This is a genomic window from Spiribacter halobius (assembly GCF_020883455.1).
GTDB classification, from domain to species: domain Bacteria; phylum Pseudomonadota; class Gammaproteobacteria; order Nitrococcales; family Nitrococcaceae; genus Sediminicurvatus; species Sediminicurvatus halobius.
The window spans coordinates 2,443,426-2,462,368 of record NZ_CP086615.1 but is presented as its reverse complement, the minus strand read 5'-3'; the positions used below and the strand labels follow the sequence as shown (position 1 = coordinate 2,462,368).

Genomic DNA, 18,943 nt, shown 5'->3' with positions numbered 1-18,943 from the left:
TTCTCCGCACTGCCTTATGTTGTTTCCCGCCCCGGGCGCCCGCGCCTGCCGGCGCGACTCACAAACGCTCCGTGAACCTTAGTAGAATGCCCGCCGCCACTGCGGCCTGTCCGCCCCTTCAGCGACATCGACGGTATCGCCATGGAGCTCACCCGACTGACGGCCATTTCCCCAATCGACGGCCGCTACGGCGGCAAGACCGAGGCCCTGCAGCCCCTGGTCAGCGAGTACGGCCTGATCCGCCACCGCGTCCTGGTGGAGGTGCAATGGCTGCAGGCCCTCGCCGCCGAGCCCGCCATCCCCGAGGTGCCGCCACTCTCCGAGCGCGCCGCCAAGGCACTGACAGCCCTGGCGCTCGACTTCGACACCGAAGCCGCGAAGCGGGTCAAGGCCATCGAGGCCGCGACCAATCACGACGTCAAGGCGGTCGAGTACTACATCAAGGAGCGCATCAGCGAGGATCCGGAGCTCGGTCCCATCGCCGAGTTCGTACACTTCGCCTGTACCTCCGAGGACATCAACAACCTCGCCTATGCGCTCATGCTGCGCAGCGCCCGGGATGATGTACTGCTCCCCGCCGTGGATCAAATCCTCGCCCGCCTGCGCGGCCTGGCCGAGGCCCATGCGGATACGCCCATGCTCGCCCGCACCCACGGCCAGCCCGCTTCGCCCACCACCCTCGGCAAGGAGTTCGCCAACATCGCCCACCGCCTGCTGCGCCAGCGCCAGCAGGTGGCGCAGGTGCCGGTGATGGGCAAGATCAACGGCGCCGTAGGCAACTTCAACGCCCACGTGGCGGCCTACCCGGAGGTGGACTGGCCCGCGTTCGCGAAGCATTACGTGGAAAACCTCGGGCTCACCTGGAACGCCTACACGACCCAGATCGAGCCCCACGACACCATCGCCGAGCTGTTCGACGCCCTCGCCCGGCTCAACACGGTGCTCACGGACATGGCCCGGGATCTCTGGGGCTACATTGCCCTCGGCTACTTCCGCCAGCGCCCGGTGGACAGCGAGGTCGGCTCCTCCACCATGCCGCACAAGGTGAACCCGATCGACTTCGAGAACGCCGAGGGCAACCTGGGCGTGGCCAACGCCGTGCTCGAGCACCTCGCGCGCAAGCTGCCGATTTCGCGCTGGCAGCGCGATCTGACCGACTCCACCGTGCTGCGCAACATCGGCGTCGGCCTCGCCCACGGGCTGATCGCGTATCACGCCACCCTGCGCGGCCTCGACAAGCTGGAGGTGGACGAGGCCCGCCTCGCCGCCGAGCTCGAGGACAACTGGGAGGTGCTGGCGGAAGCGGTGCAGACCGTGATGCGCCGGCACGGCATCGAGCAGCCCTACGAGAAGCTCAAGGCCCTCACCCGCGGCCGGCGGGTGGACCAGCAGGCCCTGCGCGCCTTCCTGCGGGATCTGGCCCTGCCCGAGGCCGCCCGGCGCGAGCTCGAGGCGCTGACCCCGGCCACCTACACCGGCCTCGCCGCCAGCCTGGCCCGTCGGGGCGCGCGGCCATGAGTGGCCCCGGGGCTCTCCTCGGCGGCCTCTCACCGGAGGCGTTTCTCGAGCGTCACTGGCAGAAGCGCCCGCTGCTGGTCCGCAACGCCTGGCCGGAGTTCCCCTGGGCCCTCGGCGCCGACGAGCTGGCGGGGCTCGCCCTGGAGCCGGACGTGGAATCGCGGGTGGTCATGGGGGAGACGGCACAGGAAGACTGGATCCTTCTGCAGGGGCCGTTCGAGCCAGAGTTCTTCCACGACACCCCGGCGCGTGACTGGACCCTGCTGGTGCAGGACGTCGAGAAGCACCTGCCCGCGCTCGGGGCCGTGCTCGAGCCGTTCCGCTTCCTCCCGGACTGGCGTATCGACGATCTCATGGTGAGCTACGCCGCGCCGGGGGGCACCGTCGGCCCCCATCGCGATCGCTACGATGTGTTTCTGCTCCAGGTGAGCGGGCAGCGGGAGTGGGCCATCCAGTATCCGGCGCCGGCCAGCGAACGCCTGCGCGAGCATCCCGACCTGCGGCTGCTGACGGACTTCACCGCCACCGAGCGGTGGACCGTCGGCCCCGGCGATCTCCTCTACCTGCCGCCGGGCGTGCCCCACTACGGCATCGCCGTGGATGACTGCATCACCTATTCCATCGGCTTCCGCGCACCGAGCGTCGCCGAGCTGCTGCGCGGCTGGGCGGACGAGTGCCTGCGCTCGGCCAGTGCCGAGCTCGGCTACGACGATCCGGATCTGCGGCGCCAGGCCAATCCGGCGGAGATCCCGCCGGCGGCGCTGGCACGTCTGCGGGACCAGGTCCGCCGCCACCTGGCTGCGGACGACCTGGCCATGGACCGCTGGCTCGGCCGCTTCCTCACCGAGCCCAAGCCCGCCTTCGCGCGACTCGAGCGCGCGTCGCCGCTGGCCCCCGCCGAGCTTGCCGCCGCCGTGCAGGCGGGGCGGCGCCTGCGACGCAACCCGGCCGCCCGCGTCAGCCTGGTGCGCTACGACAGCGAGCGGATCTTCCTCTACGCCCAGGGTGAGGAGTATCGGCTCGGGCCGGCTCTGCACGGCCTGGCGGAGACCCTGGGCCGGCAGGGCTGGCTGGCCGCCGCGGACCTGGCGCAGCCCGCGGCCCTGGAGCAGACCGCGGAATGGCTCAATCGAGGGATTCTGCTGTTCGCCGACGAGCTGGAGGAGAGCGAGTGATGCAGCCGCGCATCATCGAGGGCGACTGGGCGTCGCTGGCGCCCCGGGCGCGGCCGCTGCGCATTGAGGTCTTCGTCGAGGAGCAGGGTGTGCCGCCGGAGCTGGAATGGGACGAGCACGACGCCATCAGCCGGCATTTTCTGGCCCTGGCTCCGGACGAAACCGTGATCGGCACCGGCCGGCTGCTGCCGGACGGCAAGGTCGGACGCATGGCCGTGGCCCGTGCCTGGCGCGGACGTGGCGTCGGCAGCGCCCTGCTCGAGGCGATCGTCGACGCCGCACGGCGCGATGGCCATGAGGCGCTGGTGCTCGCCGCTCAGTTGCACGCCCTGCCCTTCTACGCGAATCTCGGTTTCGAGGCGTTCGGCGAACCGTTCGACGAGGCGGGGCTGCCTCACCGCATGATGCGCCGGCGGCTGGCACGGCGCCCGGCAGGCTGAAACGGCGGAGGAGACATGGGCGAGAGCCGAAGTATCGAGATCACCGACCTGGACCAGCTCCAGAGCTATGTGGAGGCGCTCTGCGGCAGCGCCCGCCAGCGTCTCGACATCCTCACTCCCGATCTGGAACCGCGGCTCTATGACCGCGAGCCGGTGCTGGCGAGCCTGCGCGACCTCGCCACCGCCGGGCGTCAGGCTAGCATCCGCATCCTCGTGGCCGACGGCAACGCGGCGCTGACCCAGAGCCCGCGCCTGGTGGAGCTCGCCCGCCAGCTGACGAGCTTCTTCGAGCTGCGCCGGCTCGCCGCCGCGGACGCCGGCTTCGGCCAGGCCGCGATCATCGCGGACGGGCGCTCATTGCTGCATCGGCCTGAGTGGACCCGCCACGAGGCCACCGTGGAGATGAACGCCCCGGCCCGAGCGCGGACCCTGCTGGAGACCTTCGACGCCCTCTGGGCCCGTGCCGCCCCCGACCCGGAAACCCGGCGGCTGCACCTATGAGGCGCGCGGCCACTGCGCTTGTGCTGCTCCTGTGCGCGGCTGCCGCCGACGCCGCCATCGAGGTGATCGAGCTGCGTCATCGCAGCGCGGAGGCTCTGCTACCCACTCTGCAGAGCGTCGCCGGGGACGATGTCTCCCTCGCCGCCGACGACGGCCGGCTCATCGTTCGCGGCCCGGCGCCGGCCATCGCCGAGCTGAAAGGCGTCATCCAGCGCCTGGATGCGCCCGCCGCCTCCCTGGCCGTGACCCTGCGCCGGCGCAGCGGCACCAGCGACGCGGCGACCGGCCTCGGTGCCGGCGGACGCGGCGTGGAGATCACAAGCACCGAGCGCGGACGCAATGTCCGCGCCGAGCGCACCGTGCGCACACTTGCCGGGCGCACGGCCCGACTGGATACCGGCCGGCGCCTGCCGGTGCGCGAGTGGATCGCTGGCGTGGACGCCGACGGCGCGGTCTACGGCGAGCGACTGCGCTACACCGATGCGCCGGACCGTCTCTTCGTTACACCGCGCCTGCAGGGCGATCAGGTCACCGTTGAGGTGGCCATCGACCGACTGGACGCCCGGCGCGCCGACGAAAGCGCGGACCGCCGCCAGGTGGTGACCACGGTCAGCGGCCCCCTCGGTGAATGGCTCCCCATCGCCACCATCGACCGCCGCCGCGACAGCGACGACCGCACCCTCACCCGCAGCACCCAGCGCCGCAGCGACGTCCTGGAACGCTTGGAGATCAGGATCGAGCGGGTGCCCTAATCCCGCTCCCGCTATGGGAATGAACCGCAAAGACGCAAAGAACGCAAAGGAGATAAATGTTTAAGAGCGTTGCGCAACTTATTGTTTTAGAATTTATTCTTTGCGTTCTTGGCGCCTTTGCGGTTATTCCTCGAGCGGCGCTCGTTAGGGTTCCGCCCAAAGATCCCAAAGGCGTTCGCGGTTCAGGGCGAGCCACTGCAGGGCGATGATGGGCATGGCGGCGTGGATGGTGCCGTCCTCGATCATGGCCAGCGCGGCGTCCAGGGGCAGCACGTGGACCTGGATGTCCTCACCCTCCTCCGGCTTGCCGTGAACACCGCCGAGGCCCTCGCTGTCCACCGGCGCGCAGAACAGGTGCACCATCTCCGAGGTGCCGCCGGGGCTGACCAGATACCGGCAGATGGGCATCAACTCGTCGACCCGGCAGTCCGCCTCCTCCACCGCCTCCCGCCGTGCCACCGCATCCGGCGCCTCACCGGGCTCAACCACCCCGGCAATGATCTCCATCAGCCAGGGTCCGCGCGGCGCCGCCAGCGCGCCGACCCGGAACTGCTCCACCAGCAGCACCCGATCCCGCGCGGCATCGTAGGGCAGCACGCCCACGGAGTGCCCCCGCTCGAACAGCTCCCGCGTCAGCTCCCCGCTCATCCCCCCGGCAAACAGCCCGTGCCGGAGCCGATAGCGCAGGATCCTGAAGAAGCCCTCGTAGGCGGTTTCGGTGCCGAGGATCTCGTAGTGGTGCGGCATGGCGAGGTGAGCTCAAAGTTCAAGGTTCAAAGTTCAACGGGCGGGCGCTGAGCCCAAGTCCAACCGCGGTGGTGCGCTGGTCGGGCACCGAGCATGCAACCCGGCAGTGCTCTCTCGCAACTTTGAACTTTGAACCTTGGACTTTGAACTTGACCGGCGAACTCGCTCTTTTCCAGCGCCTTCAGCGCTGGAAAAGAGCGATCGCCTCCACATGTCCGGTATGCGGGAACATGTCCATGACCCCCGCCGCGGCCAGCCGGTAGCCGTGGTCGTGGACCAGGTGGCCGGCGTCGCGGGCAAGGGTGGCGGGGCCGCAGGAGACGTAGACGATGCGTTCCGGGCCCAGGGCCGCCAGCGCCGGCAGCACCTCCACGGCGCCCGAGCGAGGCGGATCCAGGAGGACACGGTCGACGCCGCCCTCGAGCCAGGGACGGGGTACGTCCGTGCGGGTGAGATCGGCGGCGTGGAAGGCAACGTTGTCGATGCCGTTGCGCGCGGCATTCTCCCGGCCGCGGGCCACCAGCGCCTCCGCACCCTCCACACCGATGACCTCGCGGGCCTCACGCGCCAGCGGCAGGCTGAAATTGCCGAGCCCGCAGAAGAGATCCAGTACCCGGCTCTGCGGCGTCGGAGCGAGCAGCTCAAGGGCATGCGGGACCATGCGCCGGTTGATCTCGCCATTCACCTGGGTGAAGTCCGTGGGTGCAAAGGCCAGGCTGACCCCCGCCTCCGGCAGCCGGTAGTGCAGGCGGTCTGCCGTGTGGCCGAGCGGCGCGACGGTGCGCTCGTTGCCCGGCTGCTCGAACATGAGCAGGCCATGGCGGGCACCGAAGGCCTCGATGGCCTGGCGGTCGTCGGCGGAGAGCGGCGCCAGGTTGCGCAGCACGAGGCCCACCTCGTCGTCGCCGCAGGCAACCTCGATCTGGGCGATCCGGTCCGGGATGGAGAGCCCGCGGACGAGATCCGCGAGGGCGGGCAGGCGCTCGCCTACGCGCGGATCGAGCACAAGACAGCTTTCAATATCCGCAACATACGGACTGTACTTCTCGCGGAACCCCACCAGCACCCGGTCGCCCTTGCGCGGCACGTACTTCACGCCGAGCCGGGCGCGCCGCCGATAGCCCTGGCTCGGGCCGGTGAGGGGCGGAAGCCATTCCTCGGGGGCCACCCCACCCACATGCCGGAGCAGCTCCGCCACCACCCCGGCCTTGTGGGCGAGCTGATCCTCGGGGGCCAGGTGCTGCAGGCTGCAGCCGCCGCAGACGCCGAAGTGCGCGCACGGTGGGGTGACCCGCTGCGGCGAGGGCGCCAGCACCGCCTCGGCACGGCCCTCGTCCTGCCGGCGCTTGCGGCGCATTACCCGCACCTGCACCCGCTCGCCGGGCAGGGCACCGTCGATGAACACGGTGCGCCCGTCGGCATGGGCGATCCCGCGGCCCTCATGGCTCATGCCCTCGACCACGACCTCGAGCGGCTCGCTCGGCACCCGGCGGCGGCGTCGCGCCATGGCCTCAGCCCTGCCAGGCCTGGAGGAAGGCGTCGAGATGGGGGCGGCCGGCCTCGGCCAGGGCGTTGCGTACCCGCTCACACTCGGCGGCGTGCCCCTCGCGGTCGAGATGGCCTCGCATCTGCTCGAAGCGCAGCCACAGCAGGTAGGTGTTGAGCACGTCGGTCTCGCAGTAGTCCCGCACCGCGGCGAAGTCCCCGGCGGCGATCCGCGCGCGCACCTGATCACCGCTCATGCCGAGCTTCCCCGGCAGCCCACAGAGGCTAGCGATCTCGTCCAGCGGCGCGTTGGCGCGGCTCTGGTAGCCGGCGAGCACGTCCATGAGGTCGGTGTGCCGGTCGTGGAAACGGTTGAGGTAGTTGTTGAAGCGGAATTCCCGGTCGCCGTCGCCAGTGTCCCAGTATTTGGGGGCGCTGACGCCGTGGATCATGGCGCGGTAGTGGAGCACCGGCAGGTCGAAGCCGCTGCCGTTCCAGCTGACCAGCCGCGGGACGTAGCGCTCCAGGCCGTCGAAGAATCGCTGCAGCAGCTCGCCCTCGTCGTCGCCGTCGTCGCCCAGGGAGAACACGGTGAAGCGCTCGCCAATGCGGGCCGCGACGGAGATCACCGCCACCCGGTGCAGGTGCAGCCGCAGGAAGTCCGAGCCGCCGCTGGCCTGCCGGCGCAGGGCGAGCATCGCCTCGGCAGCCTGATCGTCGTCCAGGCCCTCGAGACCGTAAAGCCGCCGGCCGCCGGTGACGTCCGGGACGGTCTCGATGTCGAAGGCGAAGAGGTTCATTCGGCCGGAAAAACGCCGCTGGAGAGGTAACGGTCGCCCCGATCGCAGATGATGGTGACGATGGTGGCGTCGCGCACCTCACGGGCGAGCTTGAGGGCCGCGGCGGTGGTGCCGCCGGAGGAGATGCCGGCGAAGATCCCCTCTTCCGCGGCAAGCCGGCGGGTCATCTCCTCGGCCTCGGGCTGGCTCACCTCGATGATGCGGTCCACCCGCTCACGCTCGAAGATCTTCGGCAGGTAGGCCTCGGGCCACTTGCGGATGCCGGGGATCTTGGCGCCCTCCGCCGGCTGCACGCCGACAATCTCGACGCCGGTGCCGTGCTCCTTCATGTAGCGGGACACACCCATGATGGTGCCGGTGGTGCCCATGGAGGCGACGAAGTGCGTGACCTCGCCACCGGTGTCGCGCCAGACCTCCGGCCCGGTGCCCTCGTAGTGGGCGCGCCAGTTGTCCGGATTGGCGAACTGGTCCAGCACCCGGCCCTGGCCCTCGGCCTGCATGCGCTGGGCAAGGTCCCGCGCCCCCTCCATGCCCTCCTCCTCGCTGACCAGCACCAGCTCGGCGCCGTAGGCGCGCATGGACGCCCGCCGCTCCATGGTCATGTTCGCCGGCATCACCAGCACCATGCGATAGCCACGCACGGCGGCCGCCATAGCCAGCGCGATGCCCGTGTTGCCGCTGGTCGCCTCGATGAGGGTGTCGCCGGGGCGGATCTCGCCCCGCTCCTCGGCGCGGCGGATCATGCTGAGCGCGGGCCGGTCCTTTACCGAGCCCGCCGGGTTGTTGCCCTCCAGCTTCAGCAGCACGGTGTTGGACCCGGTATCCGCCAGCCGTTGCAGGCGCACCAGGGGCGTGTTGCCGACGCAGGTTTCGATGGTGGGGTAATCCATAGGCCGGGATTCTACCCACCCCCCGTCGCGGCTGGCCATGCTGCCGCCGCGGCGACACGGTATGATCGCGGCGATGAGCGCGCGTGCATGGACGACACTCGCCCGCCCCCGCCGGCGGCCCCTCGCCGAGTTGCCCTGGCGGCTGCGCTGCCGGCTGGCCGTCATGCTGCCCGCGGGCGGCCTGGCGCTGGCGCTGGTGGTCTTTGCGGTGCTGGCCGAGCGGGCTGCGGTCACCGCGACGCTGGAGCATCGCGTCGATGCGGCGAGCCGCGCCTGGGCGCTTGCCGCCGCCGACACCGGGGCCGAGCGCAGCGCCGGCGCGCTCGTCGCCGACCTCACCACGCATCCGCTGATCGCCGAGGCCCGGGTACTCGATGCCGGCGGCAACCTCGCCGCCCGCGAGATCCGGCGCGGCCGTCCCAGCGCCTCGCACTTCGCCCGGGTGCTCGGTCTGGTGCCGGATACCCTGCTGGCATCGCTGCCGCGGGGCGAGGCGCCGGCCTGGCGGCTGGTGCTGGTGCCGGCCGCCGACGGGGCGCTGGCGCGCGTACTCTCCGCGGCCACGCCGCCGGTGCTGATCGCGGCGCTGCTGCTGGCCCTGGCCGCCTGGCTCGCCCACCGCCTCGAGCGCCGGCTGGACAACGGCCTCGCCCGGGTGGCGGAGCAGCTTGCCGCGCTGGAGGCCGGCGCGCTGGAGACCCGCCTGCAGCCCCTCCGCGGCCCGTTCGGTGATCTGGAGGAGCGGCTCAACCGCATGGCCTCGGCGCTGGAGGCCAGCCGCCGCAGTCTTCGGGCCCAGGTCCAGAGCACCACAGGCGAGCTGCGCGCCACCCTGGAGGCGGTGGAGGTGCAGAACGCCGAGCTGGAGAGCGCCCGCCAGCGGGCGCTGGAAGCGAGCCAGGTCAAATCCGAGTTCCTTGCCAACGTCAGCCACGAGATCCGCACGCCGATCAACGGCATCGTCGGCTTCGCCGATCTGCTGGCGCACAGCCCGCTGGACGCAGAGCAGCGGGACTACGTCGATACCATCCGCGAGTCCTGCCGGCACCTGCTGACCATCGTTAACGACATCCTCGACTTCTCCAAGATCGAGGCCGGCAAGCTCGTCATCGACCATATCGCCCTGGATCTGCGGGACACGGTGGAGGAGGTGCTCTCACTGCTGGCACCGGCGGCCTATGGCAAGGGCCTGGAGCTGGTGCACCTGATCTACTCCGACGTGCCGCTCAAGCTCTACGGCGACCCTCTGCGCATCCGCCAGGTGCTCACCAATCTTGTCCACAACGCCATCAAATTCACGCCCTCGGGGCGCATCGTGGTGCGGGTGATGCTAGACGAGGAGCTGGAGGGGGCGGTGCGCCTGCGCATCACCGTCACCGACACCGGCATCGGCCTGAGTGAGCGCGACCAGGCACGCCTGTTCCGCGGCTTCAGCCAGGCGGACACCTCGCTCACCCGGCGTTTCGGCGGCACCGGCCTCGGACTGATCATCTCGCGCAAGCTGCTGGAGCAGATGGGCGGGGAGATCGGCCTGCAGAGCCGTGAGGGTGAGGGCACCACGTTCTGGTTCACCCTCACCCTGCCCCGGGTCAGCGGCGGCGACGAGGGGGAGGCCTGGATCAGTCCCCTGGCCGGCCGTCAGGTGCTGCTGCTGGACGAGGAGCCGATGCCGCGGCTCGCCTCCCGGCACCTGCTGGAGGGCTGGGACCTCGAGGTCACCGAGGCCGAGGAGCGCCGCAGCTTCCTGTCTCTGGCCACCGCGAGCCGGCGCTGGGACCTGCTGGTGATCGGGCTCTCCCGGCCGCAGCTGCGCGAAGGGCTCGCGCGCGGCCTGTTTCCGCGGCTGGCCGGGCAGCGCGCCCCGGTGCTCGTGCTCGCCAGCACCGTGGACCGCAGCGAGCTGCGCATGCTGCGCCAGCAGGGCGCCGCCGGCGCGCTGCCCCGCGCCGTGCGCCGCCAGACCGTCTACCGGGAGCTGTGCCGTCTGCTGGAGTCCAGCCCGGCGGAGGCGGGGCGCAAGGCAACGGCGCCGCAAGCCCCGGCCGCGGACTCGAGCCACGTGCTGGTGGTGGACGATCACGCCGTCAACCGCAAGCTGGTGACGACCATTGCGCGTCAGCTTGGCGCCCGCGTCGCCGAGGCCGCGGACGGCCGGCAGGCCGTCGACGCCTGCGCCCGCGAGCGCTTTGACGTGGTGTTCATGGATATCCAGATGCCCGGGATGAGCGGCGAGGCCGCAGCCGTCGAGATCCGCCGCCGGCACGGTACCGCTGCCCCGCGGCTGGTCGCGCTCACCGCCAACGCCCTGCGCGGCGAGCGTGAGCGGCTGCTGGCCGCCGGCATGGACGGCTGCCTCATCAAGCCGGTCACCACCGCCGAGGTCGCCGCCGCCCTGGGACGGTCCGGTGCCGACGAGGCCGCGGACATCCGCCTCGATGCCCTGCGCGAGGCCCTCCAGGCGGAGCTTCCGGCCCACCAGCAGGCGCTGCGTGCAGCCTACCGGAGCGGTGACCACGAGCGCCTGGCCGCGGAGTGTCACCGGCTGCTGGGGGCCGCCCGAAGCTGCCGCCTGGCCACCCTCGGCGCGGCCTGTGAGCGGGCCGAGCGCGCGGTGCGCGCCGAGGACCGGGTGGCCATCCCGGGGGCAATCGCCGCCGTGCAGGCAGCCATCCGCGATTGCCTGACAGTGGATCCGGCCGCCGGTCGAGCATCATGAGCGCAACCCTGGAAGCGATCGGGGTCATCCGCAGCGGCTTCGAGCAGCGCTTCGGCACGCCCCGTCAGCCCGGCCTGGTGCCTGCCGCCACCGCCGTGCTGCAGCTGCGCCCCCCCTACGATGAGCCCGCGGCGCTGCGTGGCCTCGAGGCCTGCAGTCACGTCTGGCTGCTGTTCGGCTTTCATGCCGTGGCGGCACGGGGCTGGCGCCCCACCGTGCGGCCACCGCGCCTCGGCGGCAACCGGCGGCTTGGGGTATTCGCCTCGCGCTCGCCGTTCCGGCCCAACGGTCTCGGGCTCTCCGTTGTGCGCCTGCAGGGCCTGCTGCTGCCGCCGGCACCCTGCGGCCTGCGCCTGGCCGACCATGACCTGCTCGACGGCACGCCGGTCTACGACATCAAGCCCTATCTGCCGTACGCCGATGCGCCGCCGGATGCCCAGGCGCCGGCGGCCTTCGCCGCGGTCCCCGAGCGCCTGCCGGTGCGCTTCGCCGAGGCCGTGCGCCCCGCCCTCGCGGCCGCGCCTGCCGGCTTCGAGGCGCTGGTGCGGGAGACCCTGGCCCTGGACCCGAGGCCGGCCTACCGGCGCGGCGAGCATGGCCGGCCCCATGGCGTGCAGCTGGCCGGCCACGAGGTGCGCTGGATGGTGGACGAGGGCGGCGTGGAGGTGCTCGAGATTCGGCCCATGGCGCGCTGACGGGCTAGGCGTTCGCGCCGGGCAGCTCATCCACGGACAGATGGCAGCGGATGCGGTGCCCCGGCACCGGCTCCCGGAGGGGTGGCGCCTGGTCCTGGCACGCCGGCATCGCGTACGGGCAGCGGGTATGGAACGGGCAGCCCGGCGGGCGGGCGGCCGGGCCCGGATTATCCCCGCCCGCCGGCGGTGCGCCGGCGCCGTGGGGGCTCCCCGGCACCGCGGCCAGCAGTGCCTCGGTATAGGGGTGGCAGCGGCCCTGGAACACCTCAGCCACCGCGCCCTCCTCCACCACCTGGCCGAGGTACAGTACCGCCACCCGGTCGGCGAGATAGCGCACCACGGCCAGGTCGTGGGATATGAACAGATAGGCGGTGCCATCGCGCTGCTGCAGATCGATCAGCAGATCCAGGATCGCCGCCTGCACCGAAACATCCAGCGCCGAGGTGGGCTCGTCCAGGATCACCAGCGCCGGCGTGCCGGTGAATGCCCGGGCGATGGCCACCCGCTGGCGCTGGCCGCCGGAGAGCTGCTCGGGGCGTCGGCGAAGCGTGTCCGGTTCCAGCGCCACGGCGTCCAGCAGCGCCTGCAGCCGCCGCCCGGCCTCGGCGCCGCGGACGCCACCGAGCACGCGCAGGGCCCGGCGCAGTGTCGCCCCGACCCGATGGCTCGGATTGAGCGTGCCGTCCGGCGACTGGAACACCATCTGCAGGCGCTGCCGTGCGGCCTGATCGCGCTGCCCCGAGCGGGCCGGAAGGCGGCGGCCGTGCAGGCGTACCGCACCGTTGCTGGGCGGTGTCAGCCCGGTCACGGCGCGCGCCAGGGTGGTCTTGCCGCTGCCGGACTCCCCTACCAGCGCCAGGGTCTCGCCCTCCCGCACCTGCAGTGAGACGCCATCAAGGATGCGGACGCGCCCGTAGTCCACGGCGAGGCCCTCCACCGCCAGCGTCTCGGCGCCGGGGGCACGCGGCGTGATCGTGGCCGGCCGGCGATTGCCACCGGGCGGCGCGGTCTGCTCCGGGAACAGGCAGCGGCTCATCCGCCCGTCCGCCACCGCCGCCAGGGGTATCGGCCGTTCCTCGCAGACCGACCGCGCCACGGGGCAGCGCGGCGCAAAGGCGCACCCGCGCGGCTGCTCGCCAAGGCCCGGTGGCAGCCCGGGGATCGCAGCCAGCCGCGCATCCTCCCAGCGGTGGCGGAAATCGGGGATGCAGTCGATGAGGGACGCCGTGTAGGGGTGCGCAGGCTGCTGGAACAGCGCCTGGGCGGAGCCGACCTCCACCAGCTCCCCGGCGTACATGACACCCACCCGGTCACAGACGGTGCGCACGACGCCAAGGTCGTGGCTGATGAACAGCAGCGCGACCCGGAGCTCGACGCGCAGCGTCGCGAACAGGGCCAGGATCTCCCCCTGCACGGTGGCGTCCAGCGCCGTGGTGGGCTCGTCCAGGATGAGCAGCCGGGGGTCGCCCGCCAGCGCCATGGCGATCACCACCCGCTGCTGCATGCCGCCGGAAAGCTGGTAGGGATAGGCCGCCAGCAGACGCTCCGGGTCGGGGATGCGCACCCGGGCCAGCATGCGGCCGGCCGCCGCGCGGGCGGCGCCGCCGTCGAGACCGCCGTGCAGACGGTACACCTCCGCCACCTGCTCGCCCACGGTGAGCGACGGGTTCAGGGCCGCCCCCGGGCTCTGGTACACCGCGGCCACCGTGCCGCCCCGCAGGCGACGCAGGGCGGCCGGCGACAGACCGGCCAGATCCACGCCGGCGACGCGCACCGCGCCCTGATCGATGCGGGCGTTGCCGGGCAGGTAGCCGAGCGCCGCCATGGCCACCGTCGACTTGCCGCAGCCCGACTCCCCCACCAGACCCACCGCCTCCCCGGGCGCCACCTGCAGGCTAAGCCCGCGCACGGCAGCGTGCCAGCGCCCTCGCCGACGGTAGCTGAGGGACAGCCCCGCCAGCTCCAGGACCGGTGCGCTCATCGGTGCTCGAGCTCCCGCAGGCCGTCCGCCATGAGCGAGAAGCCGACCACGACAAAGCCGATGGCGAGCGCCGGACAGAGCACGGTCCACGGCGCGGTGGTGAGCAGCGTGCGGTTGGCCGCCACCATCAGCCCCCAGTCCGGGGCCGGCGGCTGTACGCCGAGGCCGAGAAAGCCGAGGGTAGCCGAGGTGAACACCGCATAGCCGAGCCGGATCGTTCCCTCCACCAGCAGCGGGCCGCGGATGTTCGGCGCCACCTCCACGAGCATGATGTAGAGGGCGTGCTCGCCCCGCAGGCGTGCGGCCTGGACGTACTCCCGCCGCACCTCGACCAGGGCTGCCGCGCGGGCCGTGCGCGCGATCAGGGGCATGAACACGAAGCCGATCACCAGCACCACGTTGACCGTGGAGGGGCCGAGGGCGGTCAGGGCCAGCAGCGCCAGGACCACGATGGGAAACGCCATCACCGCGTCGAGCAGCCGCATGACGGCCTCATCCACCCAGCGGCCGAAGAACGCCGCCGCGAGCCCGATCAGCGTCCCCAGGCCGAGCCCCAGCAGAGTGGCCGCCGGGGCGATGGCGAGCACATAGCGGCCGCCGTGGAGCACTCGGCTCAGGACGTCGCGCCCGTAGTCGTCGGTGCCGAACCAGTGGGCCGCGGACGGCGCCGCCGTCGCCTCTCCGACGCCCATGGCCGTGGGGGCATGCGGGGTCAGCCACGGGGCGAGCGCGGCGGTGAGCACCCAGATCAGCACCATGGCAAGGCCGACGGCGAAGCCCGGCGCCCCGCGCAGCACCTCAATCGCCGAGCGCATGCCGCACCCGGGGGTTGAGGGCCGCATACACCAGATCCGCCAGCAGATTGGCACTGGCGAAGACCAGCGTCACCAGGAGTGCCGCGCCGGCGAGCAGGGGGATATCCTTGTTGGCGGCGGCGGCCTGCAGCAGGCTGCCGATCCCCGGATAGCGGAACAGGCTCTCCACCACCACCAGCCCGCCTACCAGCCAGCCGAGCTGCGCGCCGATTACGGTGATGGTCGGCAGCAGGGCGTTGCGCAGCACATGGCGGCGGATCACCACCGCCATGGGCAGGCCCTTGAGCACGGCGGTGCGGGTGTAGGCGGCGCCGAGCTCGGTGATCATGCCCGCGCGGGTCATGCGGAACAGATAGGCGAACAGCAGCAGCACCAGCGACAGCGCCGGCATGAGGAGATGTTGCAGCCACTCGATCACTCCGGCGTCGTCCGGCGGCAGCGCCTGCACCGGCAGCCAGCCGAGGACCACGGCAAAGGTCACGATCAGCAGCACGCCGGTCACGAACTCCGGAATGGCGCCCAGCACCAGGCCGATCACCGAGGCGCAGCGGTCGAACACGCCACCGGGGCGGAGGCCGGCCAGCACGCCGGCGGCCAGCGCCACCGGGATGAGCAGCACCAGCGCGAAGCCGGCGAGCACCAGCGAGCGCCCGAGCCGCTCCAGGGCCAGCGGCAGGACCGCCGTATCCAGCGACAGTGAGCGGCCCCAGTCACCCCGCAGCAGACCGCCCACCCACTCCCAGTAACGCACCAGCACTGGCCGGTCGAGCCCGAGCTCGGCATTCAGCGCCGCCACCGCCTCGGCGCTGGCGAACGGCCCCAGCACGATGCGCCCGACATTGCCGGGGAGCACCGCGGTCATCAGGAAGATCAGCACCGAGGCCACCGCCAGGGTGACGCCGAGCAGCAGCAGCCGGCGCAGGGTGTAGCGCAGCATGACGCCCCGGGGTCAGGCCCGGCCGCGGGCTAGGCCAGCCAGGCCCGGGTCAGATCCAGATAGTTGGAGAGGTTGCCGGTTACGTCTCGCACCTGGCGGGTCACCGGGCGCAGCCCGTCGTTGAAATACCCGATCATGGCCGGGACCTCCTCGTTGAGGATGCCGGCCAGGCGTGTGGCGAGCTCGGAGCGCCGGCCGGCATCCGGCTCGGCCTGGAACCGCTCGAGGATGCGGTCGAAGTCGTCGTTGCGCCAGTGCGCGGCGTTCCACTCGGCGTCGCCCCGGAAGGCAACGGACAGGATCTGATCCGGCGTGGGACGGCTCACCCAGTCGGTCAGGCCGAAGGGGACTTCGGTCCAGTGATCGTAGTAGACGTTGAGTGGCTCGATCTGCAGGTTGACGCGGATACCCACCTCCGCCAGCTGCTGCTGCAGCACCTGCCCGTATTGCGGGAGCTCCTCCACCCGCCCGATGTAGAGATCCACCGGGAAGCCGTTGGGCGCGCCGGCCTCGCGCAGAAGGCGCTGCGCCTCCGCCAGATCGCGCTCGCGCTGCTCCAGGTCCACCGCCAACGGGTAGACGTCCGCCACCGGATGGTCATTGCCGAGGGCGGCATAACCCCCCAGCAGCGTGTCGATGAGCGCGGGGCGCTGCACCGCCAGGGCCACCGCGCGTCGCACGCGGACGTCTTCGAACGGCGGCTGGTCGGCACGCATGCACAGCTGGCGGTGCCGCGCGGTGGGCGCGGCGACGATCTCGATATCCTCGTCGTCGAACAGCGGTCGGGCGTCGATGTAGCCGGCGCCGAGCATCACGTCCGCGGCCCCACCCTGCATGGCCAGTACCTGGGGCTGTGAGCCGTCGTAGAGCGACAGCTCGACGCGGTCCAGGTAGGGGCGCGGGCTGTCCCAGTAGTCCGGGTTGCGCTCCACCACCGCGCCTTCCTGGGGCCGGTAGTCCACCAGACGGAACGGCCCGGTGCCAATGGGGCTGTCGGCAAAGTCGCCGGCATAGTCCTCCGGAAGGATCACTGCGTTATAGATATGGGTGTAGTAAGGGAACGCACCGATGGGACGGTCAAGCTCGAAGCGGACCGTGTAGCGATCGTCCGCGCTCACACCGTCAGGGCGCAGGAAGCCGAGCTGCGCGCTTGCCGCGGAAGGGCTGTCGGGCATCACCATGCGCCGGAAGCTCGCCACCACGTCGGCGCTGGTCATCTCGCGGCCGTCGTGGAAACGCACGCCCTGGCGCAGGCGGAAGATCCAGGTGCGCCCGCCGTTACGGGGCGCCCAGTCGGTGGCGAGAACGGGGCGCAGGGTGAGGTCGTCCTCGGCCCAGACCAGGTACTCCGCCACCTGCTGCACGATGGCGATGGAGCCACCGGCGCTCATCTGCAGCGGATCGATGCTGTCCGCCATGGGCAGCGCAACGCGCAGTGTGCCGCCACGCCTGGCCGCCTGCCCGCCATGCTCGCCCGCGCGCAGAAGGCCTGGCCATACCCCGCTGCCGGCGGCAATGCCGGCAAGCCCCAGGGACTGGAGCAGGCGGCGGCGGCGAAGGTCGGTGGCCTCGGGCAGCACGGCATGGGGGCGATGAATCATCGCTCGCTCTCCTGTCGCGGGTACCGCGGGTATGGTCGGTGGCGCCGGGTGGGCACCGTCAGCCCGACGATAAGCGATCCCGGGAGTGGACGCGACCCCGAGGCAATCGAGCAGCGCCGCTCCGGACCCGCGGCCCGCGCGCCGGAAGCCACCCCACCGGGCTACTCCGGCATGCGCACCTCGATCTCGATGGCGGAGTACCAGGCCGCCAGGTCTTCGATCTGCTCGTCGCTCAGGCCCTGGGCGATGACGTTCATCTGCGGATGGCGGCGTTTGCCGCTGCGGTAGGCCTTGAGCTGCTCGCGCAGGTAGATCTCGGTCTGGCCGGCGAGATTGCCGGCGTCGGGCTGCCGTGCCAGGCCGTCCAGGCCGTGGCAGGCCATGCACTGGCGTGCCGCCTCGCGCCCGGCCGCGATGTCGCCGGCGAGGGCCGGCGTGCTCAGGACCAGCGCACAGGCGAGCAGCGCCCGGGGCATCCAAGGCATCGGTCGATCTCCGGAAAGGGCCCCGACGCCGGCGGCGTCGGGGCGTGGCGGAACACGGCGCCGGGGCGGGCGGCTACTCCTCGACCCCGGTATAGGCGATGCGGTAGACGGCACCGGTGAGGTCGTCGGAGACCAGGATGGAGCCATCCAAGAACTGCACCACGTCCACCGGCCGGCCCAGATACTCACCCGTCTCCTCGTCCAGCCAGCCGTCGGCGAAGACCTCGTGGTCGCCGGCGCTGCCGTCCTCGTTGACGCTGGTGAACATCACCCGGGCACCGATGGGCTCGGTGCGGTTCCAGGAGCCATGCTGGGCGTTGAAGATGCCGCCACGGTACTTCTCCGGAAACTGCCGCCCGGTGTAGAAGGTCATGCCCAGGTCCGCGGCGTGGGCCACCGTCTCCACCTCGGGGAACACGACATCCGCCGGCGGTTCCGAATCCTTGTACTCGTTGGTTCGGACATCTCCACCCCCGTACCACGGGAAGCCGAAGTGCTGCCCGGGACCGGTGGCGCGGTTGATCTCCCCTGGGGGGATGTTGTCGCCCATGCCGTCCACCTGGTTGTCGGTGAACCAGAGCTCGCCATTGGCCGGGTTGAAGTCCTGGCCCACGGAGTTGCGCACGCCGCGGGCGTACACCTCGCGCTCGCTGCCGTCGCGGTTCATGCGGATGATCCCGCCGATGCCGAGCTCGTCGTAGAGCTCCAGCTTCTCCTTCGGCGGCACGTTGTAGGGCTGGCCGAGGGTGATGTAGAGCTTGTTGTCGGGCCCGATGTCGCAGGTGCGTGCACCGTGGTTGAACGACTCCTCCTCCTCGGGGACGAGCTGATCGGCCACGACGCCGATGGCGACATCCGGGCTCTCGTAGAAGAACTCGGCCGCAGGGAACACCAGCACGCGGTTGTGCTCTGCCACGTAGAGGAAGCCGTCCCGGGAGAAGCACACGCCGTTCGGCACCTGCATCTCCACCGAGGGCGCGAAAACCTTGACCTCGTCGGCGACGCGGTCCTTGTCCCGGTCGGTGACGGCGTAGACGCGGGTCTTCCGGGTGCCCACATAGACCACGCCGACGTTGTTGCCCACGGCCATGTGCCGGGCATCGGGAACGATGGCGTAGAGGTCGATCTCGAACCCGGGCGGAAGGTTGATTTCCTCGAGGATGCGGCGGATGTTGGCGGCCCGTTCCTCGGACTGGGTCACCGTCTCGATCTCGAGGTCGGTACCGGTGGTCTTGAATTCCTGCAGGCGCTCGATATTCGGGTCGAGGGTCTGGGCGGCAACACTGCCCGCCCCGCCGGCCAGCACGGCCGCCAGCGACAGCGCACAGATGGGCTGTATGCGGATCATCGGCACTCTCTCCTCGCTTGGGGATCGTTATTCTTGTGGGACCCCGCGCCCCACAAC

At 71.3% G+C, this 18,943-nt stretch carries 17 protein-coding genes; 7 read left to right on the top strand and 10 right to left on the bottom strand.

Annotated features, from left to right (window positions below):
* The first annotated feature begins 141 nt into the window (after positions 1-141).
* From purB to LMH63_RS11205, 5 genes are read left to right on the top strand one after another with little or no spacing between them, the layout of a single operon-like run.
* Positions 142-1,518, top strand: a complete 1,377-nt coding sequence (purB, locus tag LMH63_RS11225; RefSeq protein WP_109675665.1) for an adenylosuccinate lyase — start codon at positions 142-144, stop codon at positions 1,516-1,518.
* The gene (locus tag LMH63_RS11220; protein ID WP_109675663.1) at positions 1,515-2,693 is read left to right on the top strand and encodes a cupin domain-containing protein; all 1,179 of its coding nucleotides are present in this window, start codon (positions 1,515-1,517) and stop codon (positions 2,691-2,693) included. The genes purB and LMH63_RS11220 overlap by 4 nt, the downstream gene beginning before the upstream one ends.
* Positions 2,693-3,133, top strand: coding sequence for a GNAT family N-acetyltransferase (locus LMH63_RS11215; RefSeq protein WP_109675661.1), 441 nt, complete (start codon positions 2,693-2,695; stop codon positions 3,131-3,133). Before LMH63_RS11220 ends, LMH63_RS11215 begins: the two co-directional genes overlap by 1 nt.
* A 15-nt stretch (positions 3,134-3,148) precedes the next feature.
* Positions 3,149-3,634, top strand: a complete 486-nt coding sequence (locus tag LMH63_RS11210; RefSeq protein ID WP_109675659.1) for a DUF7931 domain-containing protein — start codon at positions 3,149-3,151, stop codon at positions 3,632-3,634.
* On the top strand, positions 3,631-4,386 hold the full coding sequence (locus LMH63_RS11205) for a secretin N-terminal domain-containing protein (protein ID WP_109675657.1): 756 nt from the start codon (positions 3,631-3,633) through the stop codon (positions 4,384-4,386). The genes LMH63_RS11210 and LMH63_RS11205 overlap by 4 nt, the downstream gene beginning before the upstream one ends.
* Positions 4,387-4,530: 144 nt before the next feature.
* Here LMH63_RS11205 and LMH63_RS11200 read toward each other — a convergent pair whose 3' ends face one another.
* The 4 genes from LMH63_RS11200 to cysM form a co-directional block, all read right to left on the bottom strand.
* On the bottom strand, positions 4,531-5,133 hold the full coding sequence (locus LMH63_RS11200) for an NUDIX domain-containing protein (protein WP_109675655.1): 603 nt from the start codon (positions 5,131-5,133) through the stop codon (positions 4,531-4,533).
* A gap of 181 nt (positions 5,134-5,314) precedes the next feature.
* A complete protein-coding gene (gene rlmD, locus LMH63_RS11195) occupies positions 5,315-6,640 on the bottom strand; it encodes a 23S rRNA (uracil(1939)-C(5))-methyltransferase RlmD (protein WP_109675653.1) in 1,326 nt (441 codons plus the stop codon).
* A gap of 4 nt (positions 6,641-6,644) precedes the next feature.
* The gene (locus tag LMH63_RS11190) at positions 6,645-7,418 is read right to left on the bottom strand and encodes a 3'-5' exonuclease (RefSeq protein ID WP_109675651.1); all 774 of its coding nucleotides are present in this window, start codon (positions 7,416-7,418) and stop codon (positions 6,645-6,647) included.
* The gene (cysM, locus tag LMH63_RS11185) at positions 7,415-8,308 is read right to left on the bottom strand and encodes a cysteine synthase CysM (RefSeq protein WP_109675649.1); all 894 of its coding nucleotides are present in this window, start codon (positions 8,306-8,308) and stop codon (positions 7,415-7,417) included. Before cysM ends, LMH63_RS11190 begins: the two co-directional genes overlap by 4 nt.
* A 73-nt stretch (positions 8,309-8,381) precedes the next feature.
* On the opposite strand from cysM, the gene LMH63_RS11180 reads away from it, so the two are divergent.
* Together LMH63_RS11180 and tsaA are read left to right on the top strand one after the other, a co-directional pair.
* The gene (locus tag LMH63_RS11180) at positions 8,382-11,024 is read left to right on the top strand and encodes an ATP-binding protein (protein WP_146205161.1); all 2,643 of its coding nucleotides are present in this window, start codon (positions 8,382-8,384) and stop codon (positions 11,022-11,024) included.
* A complete protein-coding gene (tsaA, locus tag LMH63_RS11175; protein ID WP_109675646.1) occupies positions 11,021-11,719 on the top strand; it encodes a tRNA (N6-threonylcarbamoyladenosine(37)-N6)-methyltransferase TrmO in 699 nt (232 codons plus the stop codon). Before LMH63_RS11180 ends, tsaA begins: the two co-directional genes overlap by 4 nt.
* 4 nt (positions 11,720-11,723) lie before the next feature.
* Here tsaA and LMH63_RS11170 read toward each other — a convergent pair whose 3' ends face one another.
* The 6 genes from LMH63_RS11170 to LMH63_RS11145 form a co-directional block, all read right to left on the bottom strand.
* Entirely contained in the window at positions 11,724-13,700 is a 1,977-nt protein-coding gene (locus LMH63_RS11170) for a dipeptide ABC transporter ATP-binding protein (protein ID WP_109675644.1), read from the bottom strand.
* Entirely contained in the window at positions 13,697-14,515 is an 819-nt protein-coding gene (locus tag LMH63_RS11165) for an ABC transporter permease (protein ID WP_109675642.1), read from the bottom strand. The genes LMH63_RS11170 and LMH63_RS11165 overlap by 4 nt, the downstream gene beginning before the upstream one ends.
* On the bottom strand, positions 14,499-15,452 hold the full coding sequence (locus LMH63_RS11160; protein WP_109675640.1) for an ABC transporter permease: 954 nt from the start codon (positions 15,450-15,452) through the stop codon (positions 14,499-14,501). Before LMH63_RS11160 ends, LMH63_RS11165 begins: the two co-directional genes overlap by 17 nt.
* Before the next feature lie 29 nt (positions 15,453-15,481).
* Positions 15,482-17,053: an ABC transporter substrate-binding protein gene (locus LMH63_RS11155; protein WP_109675637.1), complete on the bottom strand. Its 1,572-nt coding sequence runs from the start codon at positions 17,051-17,053 to the stop codon at positions 15,482-15,484.
* 161 nt (positions 17,054-17,214) lie between these two features.
* Positions 17,215-17,538 carry a c-type cytochrome gene (locus LMH63_RS11150; protein WP_199225566.1) on the bottom strand — a complete coding sequence of 108 codons (324 nt, stop codon included), beginning with the start codon at positions 17,536-17,538 and terminating at the stop codon, positions 17,215-17,217.
* Between the two features lie 73 nt (positions 17,539-17,611).
* Positions 17,612-18,886: a PQQ-dependent sugar dehydrogenase gene (locus LMH63_RS11145; RefSeq protein WP_109675634.1), complete on the bottom strand. Its 1,275-nt coding sequence runs from the start codon at positions 18,884-18,886 to the stop codon at positions 17,612-17,614.
* Positions 18,887-18,943: the final 57 nt, after the last annotated feature.